Source organism: Burkholderia sp. IT-111MI5, from assembly GCF_949752865.1.
Lineage (GTDB): Bacteria > Pseudomonadota > Gammaproteobacteria > Burkholderiales > Burkholderiaceae > Burkholderia > Burkholderia pyrrocinia_C.
Genome location: NZ_CATKIF010000071.1, coordinates 178,469 through 192,142 on the forward strand (window position 1 = coordinate 178,469; position 13,674 = coordinate 192,142).

At 67.7% G+C, this 13,674-nt stretch carries 10 protein-coding genes; 4 read left to right on the forward strand and 6 right to left on the reverse strand.

The features are described from left to right. The first annotated feature begins 61 nt into the window (after positions 1–61). From ACM6JT_RS32225 to argE, 3 genes are read left to right on the forward strand one after another with little or no spacing between them, the layout of a single operon-like run. Complete coding sequence (locus ACM6JT_RS32225) at positions 62–511, forward strand: RidA family protein (protein ID WP_034184497.1); 450 nt, start codon at positions 62–64, stop codon at positions 509–511. Further along, positions 508–1,185: a DUF1028 domain-containing protein gene (locus ACM6JT_RS32230; RefSeq protein ID WP_414857950.1), complete on the forward strand. Its 678-nt coding sequence runs from the start codon at positions 508–510 to the stop codon at positions 1,183–1,185. Before ACM6JT_RS32225 ends, ACM6JT_RS32230 begins: the two co-directional genes overlap by 4 nt. Next, positions 1,178–2,341 carry an acetylornithine deacetylase gene (gene argE, locus ACM6JT_RS32235; RefSeq protein ID WP_414857951.1) on the forward strand — a complete coding sequence of 388 codons (1,164 nt, stop codon included), beginning with the start codon at positions 1,178–1,180 and terminating at the stop codon, positions 2,339–2,341. Before ACM6JT_RS32230 ends, argE begins: the two co-directional genes overlap by 8 nt. Before the next feature lie 61 nt (positions 2,342–2,402). On the opposite strand, the gene ACM6JT_RS32240 is transcribed toward argE, so the two are convergent. Further along, the gene (locus ACM6JT_RS32240) at positions 2,403–3,326 is read right to left on the reverse strand and encodes a LysR substrate-binding domain-containing protein (protein WP_034184673.1); all 924 of its coding nucleotides are present in this window, start codon (positions 3,324–3,326) and stop codon (positions 2,403–2,405) included. Positions 3,327–3,714: 388 nt separating this feature from the next. Here ACM6JT_RS32240 and ACM6JT_RS32245 point away from each other — a divergent pair, with 388 nt between their 5' ends. After that, positions 3,715–5,136: a purine-cytosine permease family protein gene (locus ACM6JT_RS32245; RefSeq protein ID WP_414857952.1), complete on the forward strand. Its 1,422-nt coding sequence runs from the start codon at positions 3,715–3,717 to the stop codon at positions 5,134–5,136. A 132-nt stretch (positions 5,137–5,268) separates the two neighbouring features. On the opposite strand, the gene ACM6JT_RS32250 is transcribed toward ACM6JT_RS32245, so the two are convergent. The 5 genes from ACM6JT_RS32250 to ACM6JT_RS32270 form a co-directional block, all read right to left on the reverse strand. Beyond that, positions 5,269–7,548, reverse strand: coding sequence for an FdhF/YdeP family oxidoreductase (locus ACM6JT_RS32250; protein WP_414857953.1), 2,280 nt, complete (start codon positions 7,546–7,548; stop codon positions 5,269–5,271). A 125-nt stretch (positions 7,549–7,673) separates the two neighbouring features. After that, complete coding sequence (locus ACM6JT_RS32255; RefSeq protein ID WP_414857954.1) at positions 7,674–10,520, reverse strand: ATP-dependent Clp protease ATP-binding subunit; 2,847 nt, start codon at positions 10,518–10,520, stop codon at positions 7,674–7,676. 624 nt (positions 10,521–11,144) lie between these two features. Continuing rightward, complete coding sequence (locus ACM6JT_RS32260; RefSeq protein WP_034184672.1) at positions 11,145–11,414, reverse strand: hypothetical protein; 270 nt, start codon at positions 11,412–11,414, stop codon at positions 11,145–11,147. A 106-nt stretch (positions 11,415–11,520) separates the two neighbouring features. Further along, positions 11,521–12,336, reverse strand: coding sequence for a family 1 encapsulin nanocompartment shell protein (locus tag ACM6JT_RS32265; RefSeq protein WP_407972722.1), 816 nt, complete (start codon positions 12,334–12,336; stop codon positions 11,521–11,523). Then, on the reverse strand, positions 12,329–13,396 hold the full coding sequence (locus ACM6JT_RS32270) for a Dyp-type peroxidase (RefSeq protein WP_414857955.1): 1,068 nt from the start codon (positions 13,394–13,396) through the stop codon (positions 12,329–12,331). Before ACM6JT_RS32270 ends, ACM6JT_RS32265 begins: the two co-directional genes overlap by 8 nt. Positions 13,397–13,674 lie beyond the last annotated feature (278 nt).

Below are 13,674 nucleotides of genomic sequence, written 5' to 3' on the forward strand. Positions count from 1 at the left end.
CCGCCGCGCTGGGTCTGCTGCCGGTGCGGCGGGTGTTTCCACCGACGATCGAAGGACCTCGATGAGCCAACCCACCCATACGCGTATCCGCATGTTCAACACCAAGGATACCTACCCGAACCAGACGCTCGACAACGACCTGTGCCAGGCCGTGCGGGCCGGCAACACCGTCTACGTGCGCGGCCAGGTCGGCACCGATTTCGACGGCAACCTGATCGGCCTCGGCGACGCGCGCGCGCAGGCCGGGCAGGCGATGAAGAACGTCAAGCAGTTGCTGGAAGAAGCCGGCAGCGACCTCACGCACATCGTGAAGACGACGACCTACCTGATCGACCCGCGTTATCGCGAGCCGGTGTACCAGGAAGTCGGCAAGTGGCTGAAGGGCGTGTATCCGATCTCGACGGGGCTCGTCGTGTCCGCGCTCGGCCAGCCGCAGTGGCTAATGGAAATCGACGTGATCGCGGTGATCCCGGACAACTGGCAGCCGAACCGCGCACCGGAGGCGACATGACTTTCTCCATCGTCGGGCGCTGCCCGGAGACGGGCCAGCTCGGCATCGCGATCAGCTCGTCGAGCATCGCGGTGGGTGCGCGCTGCCCGTGGGTGCGTGCGGGCGTGGGCGCGGTCGCGACGCAGAACATCACGCTGCCGGCGCTCGGCCCGCAGATTCTCGACCTGATCGAGCACGAACAGCTCGCGCCCGCCGCGGCGCTCGACCGCGCGCTCAGCGCGAACGGCTGGAGCCAGTACCGGCAGGTCACGGTGATCGACGGGCAAGGGCAGACGGCATGCTTCACCGGCAAGGAAGCGCTCGGCACGCGTCACGCGGTGAAGGGCGAGCAATGCGTGGCGGCCGGCAACCTGCTGGCCGCGCCGGCCGTGATCGATGCGATGGTGCGCGCATTCGAACAGGCGCCCGGCCTGCTCGCCGATCGCCTGCTGGCCGCGATGCATGCGGCGATCGCAGCCGGCGGCGAGGCGGGGCCGGTGCATTCGGCCGCGCTGAAGGTGGCCGGTGACGTGACCTGGCCGATCGTCGACCTGCGCGTCGACTGGGCCGATGCCGACCCGATCGGGCAGCTCGATGTGCTGTGGCGCGCATATCGGCCGCAGATGCAGGATTACCAGACCCGCGCGCTGAACCCGACCGCCGCGCCGAGCTACGGAGTGCCGGGCGATGAGTGACGCATCGAGCCGCGCGCTGCTCGAACGGCTGATCGCGTTCGCGACGGTCAGCCGCGATTCGAATCTCGAGATGATCGAGTTCATCCGCGACTATCTCGCGGGCTTCGGCGTATCGAGCGAACTGTTCTACAACGCGGAACGCACGAAGGCGAGCCTGTACGCGACGATCGGGCCGCGCGATCGCGGCGGCATCGCGCTGTCGGGCCACACCGACGTGGTGCCGGCAGACGGGCAGGCGTGGACGGTCGAGCCGTTCCGGCTGACCGAGCGCGACGGCCGCCTGTACGGCCGCGGCACGGCCGACATGAAGGGCTTCATCGCGTCGGTGCTCGCGGCCGTACCGGCGTTCGTCGCACGGCCGCTGGGCGTGCCCGTGCATCTCGCGTTCTCGTACGACGAGGAAGTCGGCTGTCTCGGCGTGCGGCCGATGCTCGAAGCACTGGCCGCGCGCGAGCACCGGCCGCGCCTGTGCCTGATCGGCGAGCCGACCGCACTGAAACCGGTGCTCGGTCACAAGGGCAAGCTCGCGATGCGCTGCCGCGTGAAGGGCGCCGCGTGCCACTCGGCGTATGCGCCGTCGGGCGTCAACGCGATCGACTATGCGGCGAAGCTGATCGGCCGGCTCGGCGAGATCGGCGCGGCGCTCGCGCGGCCCGAACGGCACGACAGCCGCTTCGATCCGCCGTTCTCGACCGTGCAGACGGGGTTGATCAAGGGCGGCCGCGCGCTGAACATCGTGCCGGCCGAATGCGAGTTCGATTTCGAGGTGCGTGCGCTGCCGGATTTCGATGCGTACGACGTGCCGCGGAAGCTGCAGGACTATGCGGAATCCGAACTGTTACCGAGGATGCGCGCGGTGCAGCCCGATACCGATATTCAACTGAAGCCGCTGGGTGCGTACCCGGGGCTCGCAACCGCGCCCGACAGCGAGGCCGCACGCCTGCTCGCAATGCTGAGCGGGTCCGATGCGTTCGGCACGGTCGCGTTCGGCACCGAGGGCGGGCTGTTCGGGCAGGCCGGCATTCCGACCGTCGTGTGCGGGCCCGGCAGCATGGACCAGGGGCACAAGCCCGACGAGTTCGTCACGCTCGAACAGCTGCACGGATGCGACGCGATGCTGAGCCGTCTGGCCGCGCATCTTGCTTCGGCCGCCTGATCGGGTTGCCGACACGCACGCGCCCGTCCTGCGGCGCGTGCGTTTTCTTCAGTGCTCAGTGTTATTGCGCCGATTCCGCGACGATCTGCGCGAGCCGCTCGCGGCAGAAATCGACGAACGACTGCGCCTGCTTGGTGAGCTGCCCGCGTTTCAGCCGCGCGCTCACGAGCCCGGACGGGCTCACCGTTTCGCTGAGGCCGATCGTCACGACGCGCCGGCCGTCGTACGTGTATTCCGAATACGGACGCGTGACGAGCAGCGAGAAGCCGAAGCCCTGGCCGACCATCCCGCGCACCATCTCGATCGACGGCGAGCCGAACACGATGTTCGGCGTCAGCCCGAGCTCATGAAACAGGCTGACGAAATACGTGCGGCTCGGCTGCACGTCGAGCAGGATCATCGGCTCGACACAGAGGTCGCGCAGCGACACGTGCGGCTGGCCCGCGAACCGGTGGTTCTCCGGCAGCAGCACGTACGGCTGCTGCGGCGGCATCAGCGGCTCGGTTTCGATCGTGCCGTCGAGATCGTGGTCGTACATCAGCGCGAGATCAAACGTGCCGGACGTCAGGCCCTGCACGAGTTCCTGCTGGTCGCCGTCGCGCAGCCGGATGTTGACGCCCGGGTAGCGCTCGCGAAACCCGGCGATGAGTTGAGGAAGATAGAGCGGCGCGACCGTCTCGAAGCAGCCGATGTCGATCTGCCCGGTAATCACGTCGTTGTCGGCGAGCGCGTTCTGTTCGAATTCGTGCGCGATGCGCAGCAGCTCCTGCGCTTTCCGGTAGAAGCGCGTGCCGCTCGGCGTCAGCGACACGCCCTGCGCGTGATGGCGGATGAACAGTTTTACGCCGAAGCTTTCCTCGAGCCCCTTGATCGCGCTGGAGATCGACGGCTGCGCGATGAAGAGCTGGCGCGACGCCTCGGCGACGCTGCCGGATTCCACCGTCGTCACGAAGTATTTCAGTTGCCGCAAAGTGTAGTGAGCCACAAGCACCTCTGATGCCCGGCCCCGGCATGCCGCCGAGGGCGAATTCTGTCCATGGTTTCGCGTAGCACCTTACCTGAAGAAGCCCGAAGCCGAAATTTCCGCTACAGAGCTTTTTCGTATGTCCCGGAAATATTTTTAGTATTTCTCCGTCGCTGCATCGGTGGCGCACCATCGTCTCCAATCCGGATCGCAACGAGGCTGCACACGTGCCGGCGGGACATGTCATCCGTCCCCGCATGCCGCGCATGGTCCGCTTCGGCCGACACCGCCGCGCGTGCACGCGGCGCGTCGTCGCTCGCGTATCCGGACCCGATTGCAGGCGCGCACCCCAACGCGCGTCGGCTGAAACGGCACGCGCGCATCGCCGCGCAGGACAGGAGACTTCACCATGACGAACGTGGACCGCAACGCGTCCCCGATGATAGAGAAACACACGATCGGCTACGTGCCGCCCGCGGAGCGCCACGGCAAGGTGCGCGACCTGTTCACGCTCTGGTTCGGCGGCAACATCGCGCCGCTGCCGATCGTGACCGGCGCACTCGGCGTGCAGCTCTTTCACCTGAACCTGATGTGGGGCATCGTCGCGATCGTCGTCGGCCAGGCGGTCGGCGGCGTGCTGATGGCGCTGCATTCCGCGCAGGGGCCGCAAATGGGCATCCCGCAGATGATCCAGAGCCGCGCGCAGTTCGGTTCGTGGGGCGCGCTGCTCGTTACCGTGATCGCGGCCGTGATGTACGTCGGCTTCTTCGCGTCGAACATCGTGCTCGCCGGCAAGTCGGTGCACGGCATCGCGGCGTCGGTGCCGGTGCCCGTCGGCATCGTGATCGGCGCGGTGGGATCGGGGCTGATCGGCATCGTCGGCTACCGCTTCATCCATATCCTGAACCGCATCGGCACGTGGGTGCTCGGCATCGGGATCCTGGTCGGCTTCTGGATGATCCTCACGCACGTGACGACCGACGATTTCCTGACGCGCGGCGGCTTCGACTTCGCGGGCTGGCTCGCGACGGTATCGCTGTCGGCGTTGTGGCAGATCGCGTTCGCGCCGTACGTATCGGACTATTCGCGTTATCTGCCGGAGGACGTCGGCGTCGCGTCGACGTTCTGGGCGACCTACCTCGGCTGCACGATCGGCTCGACGCTCGCGTTCATCTTCGGCGCGGTCGCGGTGCTTGCGGTGCCGGCCGGCGCGGACACGATGGATGCGGTCAAGCAGGCGACCGGCCCGCTCGGCCCGCTGATGCTGGTGCTGTTCCTGCTGAGCGTGATCAGCCACAACGCGCTGAACCTGTACGGCGCGGTGCTCGCGGTGATCACGTCGGTGCAGACGTTCGCATACAAATGGATTCCGACCGCAAAGACCCGCGCGGCGGTGTCGGTCGTGATCTTCGTTGCGTGCTGCTATGCGGCGATCGGCGCATCGACGAACTTCGTCGGCAACCTCGTCGATCTCGTGCTCGCACTGCTCGTCGTGCTCGTGCCGTGGACGGCGATCAACCTGATCGACTTCTACGTGATCCACAAGGGCAAGTACGACATCCAGTCGATCTTCATGGCGGACGGCGGCATCTACGGCCGTTTCAATCCGCAGGCGCTGCTCGCGTATGCGATCGGCATTCTCGTGCAGATTCCGTTCATGAACACGCCGATGTATGCGGGCCCGATTCCCGCGCATCTCGGCGGCGCGGACCTGTCGTGGCTCGTGGGGCTGCTGCTGACGTCGCCGCTGTACTACTGGCTCGCGACGCGCGACAGCGCGTACCGGCGCCGGCAGGGCGGTGCGCATCTGCCGCCGACTGCAGCGCAGTAAGCGGGGCGCCTTTCGACGCGGAGCAGGAAGAGGGGGCCACCGCATCGGTCGAGATGCGGTGGCCCGTGGCAGCGTTTCGACATGACGAAGGCAGGCCCGCGGCGGGTGACGTGCCGCAAGCCTGCGCGTGCATTACACGACCGCCGAGCGCGCGACGCGCACCGGCACCGACTTGTACGACGGCGTGCCGCTTTCCTTGTCGATGTAGTCGAGCGGCACGAGCACGTTCGCTTCCGGGTAGTACGCGCCGACCGAACCCGGCGCGATGTCGTACTCGATCGCGGTGATCTTCTCGAGACGCAGCGTGCGGCCCGACGCAGTGATCGTCTGGATGTCGACGAGGTCGCCGTGTTCGAGCCCGTACTTCGCGAGATCCGCCGGGTTCATGAACAGCACGTCGCGCCGCCCGAACACGCCGCGATAGCGGTCGTCGAGCCCGTAGATCGTCGTGTTGTACTGATCGTGGCTGCGCAGCGTGATCAGCCGCAGCACATTCTCGCCGCCGAGCACTTCCGCGTCTTCCGCGACGCCCTTGTACACCGAGAACATCGCCTTGCCGGTCGCCGTGGGCCACACGCGCTCGGTAGGCGGCAGCGGCAGGCGGAAGCCGCCCGGCGTGCGGATGCGCTCGTTGAACGCCTCGAAGCCGGACACCGTGCGGTCGATCAGGTCGCGGATGCGATCGTAGTCGGCGATCAGGTCGAGCCACGCGACCTTGCTGTTCGGCAGCGTCGCATGCGCGATGCCCGCGACGATCGCGGGCTCCGAGCGCAACTGGTCCGACGCCGGCTTGAGCTTGCCGGCCGATGCGTGGACCATCGACATCGAATCCTCGACCGTGATCGATTGCCGGCCGCTCGCCTGCATGTCGAGTTCGGTGCGGCCGAGCACGGGCAGGATGAAGGTCTCCTTCCCGACCAGCAGGTGCGAACGGTTCAGCTTCGTGCCGAGGTGCACGCTCAGGTCGAGCTTCGCCATCGCCGGGAACGACAGCTCGGGATCGGGCAGCGCGACCGCGAAGTTGCCGCCGAGGCACAGCAGCGCCTTCGCGCTGCCGTCGACCATCGCCTGCATGGCCTGCACGGCGTCGTGCCCGTGATGCGCGGGCGGCGTGAAGCCGCACACGTCCTCGATCTTCTTCAGGAATTCGGCCGACGGCTTCTCGGTGATGCCGACCGTGCGGTTGCCCTGTACGTTCGAATGGCCGCGCAGCGGGCAGATGCCGGCGCCGGGCTTGCCGATGTTGCCGCGCATCAGCAGCAGGTCGGCGATCAGGCGCACGGTTGCCGTGCCCTTGTTGTGCTGCGTGACGCCCATCCCGTACGTGACGATCGTCGCATTCGACTTCGCGTACGCGAGCGCGACCTGTTCGAGCTGGGCCTGGCTGAGGCCGCTCGCGCGCTCGATGTCGTCCCACGACGTGACCTGCAGATCGGCCGAGAACGCGTCGAAGCCGTTGGTGTGCTGCGCGATGAAGTCGCGGTCGAGCACGTCGCCGCGCTCGGCGTCGAGCTGCAGCAGCGCCTTCATGATGCCCTTCAGCGCGGCTGCGTCGCCGCCTGCGTCGAGCTGGTAGTACGTCGACGCGATCCGCGTCGAGCCGAACGACGCCATCTCGATCATGTCCTGCGGATCCGCGAAGCGTTCGAGCGCGCGCTCGCGCAGCGGATTGAACACGATGATCGGCACGTTGCGCCGCGAGCATTCGTGCAGCGTGCCCATCATCCGCGGGTGGTTCGTGCCGGGGTTGTGGCCGATCGAGATGATCAGCTCGCAGTGGTCGAAATCCTCCAGCGACACGGTGCCCTTGCCGATGCCGATCGACTGCGGCAGGCCGACGCTGGTCGGCTCGTGGCACATGTTCGAGCAGTCGGGGAAGTTGTTGGTGCCGAGTTCGCGCGCGAACAGCTGATACAGGTACGCGGCTTCGTTCGACGCGCGGCCCGACGTATAGAACTCGACCTGCTCGGGCGGCAGCGCGCGCAGCACCTCGCCGATGCGCGCGAATGCGTCGTCCCATTCGATCGCGCGGAACGTGTCGGTCGCGCGATCGTAGACGAGCGGATGCGTGAGCCGGCCCATGTTCTCCAGTTCGTAGTCCGACATGCGCAGCAGCGACGACACGGTGTTCGCCGCGAAGAACTCGGGCGTCACGCGCTTGGTCGTCGCTTCCCACGTGACGGCCTTCGCGCCATTCTCGCAGAACTGGAACGTCGACTTGTGCTCCTTGTCGGGCCATGCGCAGCCGGGGCAGTCGAAACCGTCGGGCTGGTTGGTCCGCATCAGCACGATCGGCGCCTCGATGGTTTCCATCTGCGTGCGCACGGCATCGGCTGTCGCGCGAAGCGCGCCCCAACCGCCGGCGGGCCCATCGTACTTCCTGATGCCTGGCACTTCGCGTCGATTTGTCATTGTGAATCTCCATGAGCCGGGCCCGGTGCGGGTGGCTCGGGTTGCGCCGTGTCGCGGCGTGGTGCGGCTCCGTCCGTCGGACGGAGCCGGTCATGCGTGCCCCGGGGCTGCAGGGCAGGCGGGGTTCAGTGCGCGTGCTTCTTCGCGCCGGACGACTTCTTGGCCAAAGATTTCGCGGTGGGCGGCGGCACGTCGGCGGGCGCATCGCCGTCCTTCGCTTCGCCGGATGCGTTAGCGGCCGCCTTGCCGTTCGGTTTCGTCTTGCCGTCGGCGTCGTTCTTCGCGTCCTTCGTGTCCTTCGCTTCAGGCGCGGCGAGCTTGTCGAACTTCACTTCGCCGCTGTCCTCGTCGTAATCGACCTCGACGCGGTCGCCCGACTTCAGCCGGTCGGCGAGGATCTCCTTCGCGAGCCTGGTCTCGATGGTCTGGCGGATCTGGCGCTTCAGCTCGCGCGCGCCGAACTCCGGCTGATAGCCGGCCTCGGTCAGGTGCTCGACGAGCGCATCGCCCATCACGAGCGTGATGTCCTGCGCGGCGGCCGTGCGCACCACGCGGTCGAGCTGGATCTGCACGATCGCGCGGATGTTCTCCTTCGACAGCGCGTGGAAGACGATCACCTCGTCGATCCGGTTCAGGAACTCGGGGCGGAAATGGCCCTTCAGCACCTGCATCAGTTCGCCGCGGATCGCCTTGTCGGTCTTGCGCGCGGCTTCCGGCTGCGTCAGGTTGTCCATGATGATCGCGGCGCCGAGGTTGCTCGTCGCGATGATGATCGTGTTGCTGAAGTCGACCACGCGGCCCTTGCCGTCGGTCAGGCGACCGTCGTCGAACACCTGCAGCAGCACGTTGTAGACGTCCGGGTGAGCCTTCTCGATCTCGTCGAGCAGGATCACGCTGTACGGGCGGCGCCGCACGCGCTCGGTGAGCTGGCCGCCTTCGTCGTAGCCGACGTAGCCGGGCGGCGCGCCGATAAGCCGCGCGACCGCATGCCGTTCCATGTACTCGGACATGTCGATGCGGATGATCGCCTGCTCGTCGCCGAACACGGTCTCGGCGAGCGCCTTCGCGAGCTCGGTCTTGCCGACGCCGGTCGGCCCGAGGAACAGGAACGTCGCGATCGGCCGGTGCGTCTGGCCGAGCCCCGCGCGCGACAGCCGCACGGCGTCGCTGACGGCCACCACCGCGTCGCTCTGGCCGACCACGCGCTCGCGCAGCTGCTCCTCCATCTTCAGCAGCTTCTGGCGCTCTTCCTGCGTGAGTTCGGACACGGGGATGCCGGTCAGCCGCGACACGACTTCGGCAACCGACTCGACCGTCACCTCGAGCGTTTCGGAGCCGGTCTTGCGCTGCCACGCCTCCATTTTTTCATCGAGCGTCTTCTGCTTCGCGTTGATCTGCTCCTCGAACTGCTTCGCTTCGTCGAAGCGTTTGCGCGACGTCGCGTAGTCCTGCTCGCGCTTCAGCTGCGCGATCTGCGCTTCGCCTTCCTGGATGTCGACGGGGCGCGACGTCGCGCCGATCCGCACGCGCGCGGCGGCCTGGTCGATCAGGTCGATCGCCTTGTCGGGCAGGAAGCGCGACGTGATGTAGCGGTCGGCGAACTCGGCAGCCGCGACGAACGCGTCGTCCGCGAACGTCACCTGGTGGTGCGCCTCGAGGCTGTCGCGCAGCCCGCGCAGGATCACGATCGTCTGCTCGACGCTCGGCTCCGGCACGAACACCGGCTGGAAGCGCCGTTCGAGCGCCGCGTCCTTCTCGATGTACTTCTGGTATTCGTTGAGCGTCGTCGCGCCGATCAGGCTCAGCTCGCCGCGCGCGAGCGCGGGCTTCAGCACGTTCGCGATGTCGAGGCCGCCTTCGCCGCCGCCCTGGCCCGCGCCGACGATCGTATGCAGCTCGTCGATGAACAGGATCAGTTCGTCCTGCTTTGCAGTCACTTCGTCGATCAGCTGCTTCGCGCGCTCCTCGAACTCGCCGCGATACTTGGCGCCGGCGACCATCGAGTTGATGTTGACCTCGACGAGCCGCTTGTTGCGCAGCACCTCGGGCACGTCGCCGTTGACGATCCGTTGCGCGAGCCCTTCGACGATCGCCGTCTTGCCGACGCCCGGCTCGCCGATCAGCACCGGGTTGTTCTTCTTGCGGCGCGCGAGCACTTCGATCGTGCTCTCGATTTCCTGCGCACGGCCAAGCACGGGGTCGAGCTTGCCCTGGCGCGCGATCGCGGTGAGGTCGCGGCCGAACTTGTCGAGGTTCGGCGTGCCGGTCGGCGCATCGACGCGGCCGTCCTCGGCGCCCTTGCCGACCACCTTCACGACTTTCTGGCGCAGCGCCTCGGGCGTCACGCCGTATTTCTTCAGCAGCGTGCCTGCGATGCTGTCCGGCACCGATGCGAGACCGATCAGCAGGTGCTCGGGGCCGATATACGAGTGGCCGAGATCGCGCGACGCCTGGAACGCGTATTGCACGGCCTTCTTCACGCGCGGCGAGATCGACAGCTTGTCGAGCGGCGCATCGGGGGCGGCCGTGCCGGTGTGCGCATGCTCGTCGATATACGACTTGATGTCCTGCGGCGACAGCTTCAGTTCCTTCAGCAGCGCGGCGCATACGTCGGTGTCCGCGAGCGCGTAGAGCAGGTGTTCGGAGTCGAGCTCGCTGCGGCGCAGTTCGTGCGCCTTCTCGGCCGCGCGTTGCAGCAGTTCGAGCGTCTGTTCGCTGAACGCGTCGGTCGGGTCGACCGATTCGCGCGGCACCTCGGCGGCGAGCGGCGATTCGTCGCCGAGCCCGCCGAACAGCGACGACGAGCCACCGCCGCCCAGCAGCGCATCGAACGGGTTCAGCATGCTCTGATGCCGCATCAGCTGACGGAAATGGTAGTCGCAGATCGAGATCGTCTTGCGCTCGCCGTCCTGCATCACGGTTGCGCGCGCGACGGCCGGCCGGGCGTGGCAGATATCGCAAAGTGCGGGCATGGTGGTCTGGCTCCTGTCAGTGAAGGTGGGTCGAAGAGTGAAGTCCCGATGCGGTGCGGCGCGCGCGCGTCCCGACCGCGAACACACGACGCGTGGCGCGGCGGTGCGCGTGCCGCGCCCACGCTGTCGCGCAGCGCGCGCCGGCGTGTCACACGGTCGCGGTCGGGGCGGGAAGCGCGAGTGCTGCGAGGAGCCCACGGCATCGCTTCGACTGCGTTCAAAATAGCGAATCGGCGGGGGCCATCCAAGACACAGTTCCACACCGGACCGACCGCGAATTGCACCCTCTCATGCGCGCGCACACGGGGGGCAAGGAGTACAGACGGGCGCGCACGCGGCGGCACGGGCGTGCGCGGCATGCGCTGCGCGCGGTGACTGGAGGCAGGAAGGAGCGGAACGCGAACGGAGCGCGGTGCGACATCGGCGCGCAGGGCGCCGGTTGCCGGCAAACGGACGGCGTTGCGGGTGGGTAAGCGCGGCAGAAGCGCCGCAGTGCGAGCGCGCACGCCGGTGGCGTACGCGAACCGGTCGTGTCCGGCCACGCGCGCACCGCAGCCGATGCGTACGTGGCAGCCGAAGGAGAGGTCGGGTTGCACGGTGCGGGCCGGACATGGCGAACCGCGATCAGTCGGACAGTTTCATCGCGAGCCGCTGGCGGGCGATCTGCTTCACGTCCGTCGACAGTGCCGCATTCGGCAGACCATTGGCCCAGACGGAGAACGAATCCTCGATCAGGTTGCGCGTGTCGGGCGGCAGCTCGGCCAGCATCAGCGACACGACGGTAAACAATACGGCGGTGTCGGCGGCCTCGCTGCCCGCGTTCGCGTCGACCGTCTTCTTCAGGCTGTCGACCGACGCTTGCAGCGCCTGCAGTGCATCATTCGTATCGCTCATGACATCCTCCATGCAAGATGGGCTCGATCGGCGACGAACATGCGGCCGGCGCCGCGGCCGGCCGCGCGACGCCCGGCGGGCGGGCATCGGGCGCAGGCAACCGCTGTCAGGCCGCCGGATTGCCCTGCGGCGCCACGGCCACCGATGCCTCGCTCGTCAGCATCAGGAACGTGAACGTCTCGCGCAGGTACAGGCGGACGGCCTTGTCGTTATGGCTCGTGTAGCCGATCGATACGTCTTCCCCGAGGTGCAACTCGTAATCGCCGCCGCGCATCGACAGCACGCAGCCGCCGCTGAGCGCCGGCGCCCAGATGATCTCGCCGCTGACGATCCGCTTGATATGGCCGAGGACCGGATAACCCTGGTCGCGCGCCTCGCTGAGCGCGGTATACGCGTCCGAGCCGAGCACCACCGTGTACGGGCCGTCGACGCCCGCGAGCCGCAGCGCTTCGAGCGCGTCGCTGATCGCGTCCGGGTACGCGCTGACGTCCGCCGGCAGCGTGAGCTTGCGGTTCGACGTGCCTTCGCGGATGCCGACGATGCCGGCGGCCGGGTAGCCGTCGAAAATCGCGTTGTCCTCGGCGAACGCGAGCCGCTGCGCGGCGTCCTTCGCCGGTTGCCAGTCGGCGTCGCGCGCGCCGCGCTCGACGCTGTCGATCGCATCGCGGCTCAGCTCGAACGGCACCGTCAGCTCGACGATCGTGCGGACTTCGCGCAGCCGCGCGTTCACCTGCTCGCGCGGCGCGGTGACCTCCACCAGGTGCCCGGTGCCGACGGCCGACAGCTCGGGGCCCGCGGGGCCGTCGACGTCGACGACGCGGCGGCCGGCCACCGATCGTTTGAAGGTGCGCGCCACTTCCTCCTCGATTTGTTCCCAGGCGGACGACGAGATCGGGGCGAGTTCGCGGTGCAGGTTATTCATAGGCTTGGGTTCCTTTCAGCGAGCCGATTTTCAGCGAGCCGTCGCGCTGCGGCGCGGACGGCGAGGATTCAGGTTGCGCGGCGTCGGCGGCCGGCGCCGCGCGATCGGCGAGCGCTTCGAGCAGGTCGGCCGACGGCACGAAGAACAGCGAGCCGGTGACCGCGCGGCTGTAGTCGAGCAGGCGGTCGTAATTGCCGGGCGGGCGGCCGACGAACATGTTCTCGAGCATCTGCTCGATCGGCGCCGGCGAGCGCGCATAGCCGATGAAATAGGTGCCGAATTCGCCGGCGCCCGGACGCCCGAACGGCATGTTGTCGCGCAGGATCTTCACTTCCTGGCCGTACTCGTCGAGCGTGGTCAGCGAGCTGTGCGAACACGACGGCTTCACGTCCGGCGCGAGCTCGATGTCGGACAGCTTGGTGCGGCCGATGATGCGCTCCTGCGTCTCGACCGCGAGCGCGTTCCAGCCGGCCATGTCGTGCAGGTACTTCTGCACGATCACGTAGCTGCCGCCCGCGAATTCCGCATCTTCATCGCCGATCACCGTGAAGTCGACCGCTTCGCGGCCTTCGGGGTTCTCGGTGCCGTCGACGAAGCCGATCATCGCGCGCTGGTCGAAATTGCGGAAGCCGTGCACCTCGTCGACGACCGTGACGGCGCTGCCGAGCGCGCCGAGCAGTTGCGTCGCGAGTTCGAAGCACAGGTCCATCGCTTCGGCGCGGATGTGCAGCAGGATGTCGCCGGGCGTCGCGACCGCGACGCGCTGCCCGGCGCCGAATTCGCGGAACGGATGCAGCGACGCGGGGCGCGGGGCGCCGAACAGCGTATCCCACGCGTCGGCGCCGAAGCCGCACACGCAGGTCAGGTTGCCGCCCGGCACGCGCTTGCCGACCGAGCGCACGAGCGCGGCGATGTCGCCGCACCATGAACGGATCGTGTCGGCGTGATCGGCACCGGGATTGATCGTCGCCACGAGGAAGATCGCGCTGCGCGTGATCGGGCTGTGAACGGCCTGGGAGAGCGGGGGAGGTGTCTGCATCGCGGCTTGCCGGTCAGTCATGTCGGGGCAGGCGGGCCGCGGCTGCCGCGGCGCGCGATGGCGAACGGTTGGACTGTGTCATGCGACTGTTCTCTTTGTGACATGCGGATGAAGGACGTTGCGCGCGCATCGCGCTACGGGCCGCCGCCGCAGTAGCGGCCGGCCGCCCGGCGCGTGACCTGCGCGCACCGCGTAACGTCGTCGAGCATGCAATCTAGCAGCTTCGGCGGGGCTTTGCACTGGTAGCGGTAATCTGTCATTCGAATGTGTCAAACGGGGCCGGATTTTGCGCGCTGGCC

What these genes read in the sequence shown, in the direction of transcription:
- ACM6JT_RS32225 (WP_034184497.1), top strand. Translation starts at nt 62, where the DNA reads ATGAGCCAACCCACCCATACGCGTATCCGCATGTTCAACACCAAGGAT.
- ACM6JT_RS32245 (WP_414857952.1), top strand. Translation starts at nt 3,715, where the DNA reads ATGACGAACGTGGACCGCAACGCGTCCCCGATGATAGAGAAACACACG.
- ACM6JT_RS32230 (WP_414857950.1), top strand. Translation starts at nt 508, where the DNA reads ATGACTTTCTCCATCGTCGGGCGCTGCCCGGAGACGGGCCAGCTCGGC.
- argE (WP_414857951.1), top strand. Translation starts at nt 1,178, where the DNA reads ATGAGTGACGCATCGAGCCGCGCGCTGCTCGAACGGCTGATCGCGTTC.
- ACM6JT_RS32250 (WP_414857953.1), bottom strand. Translation starts at nt 7,548, where the DNA reads ATGACAAATCGACGCGAAGTGCCAGGCATCAGGAAGTACGATGGGCCC.
- ACM6JT_RS32270 (WP_414857955.1), bottom strand. Translation starts at nt 13,396, where the DNA reads ATGACTGACCGGCAAGCCGCGATGCAGACACCTCCCCCGCTCTCCCAG.
- ACM6JT_RS32265 (WP_407972722.1), bottom strand. Translation starts at nt 12,336, where the DNA reads ATGAATAACCTGCACCGCGAACTCGCCCCGATCTCGTCGTCCGCCTGG.
- ACM6JT_RS32255 (WP_414857954.1), bottom strand. Translation starts at nt 10,520, where the DNA reads ATGCCCGCACTTTGCGATATCTGCCACGCCCGGCCGGCCGTCGCGCGC.
- ACM6JT_RS32260 (WP_034184672.1), bottom strand. Translation starts at nt 11,414, where the DNA reads ATGAGCGATACGAATGATGCACTGCAGGCGCTGCAAGCGTCGGTCGAC.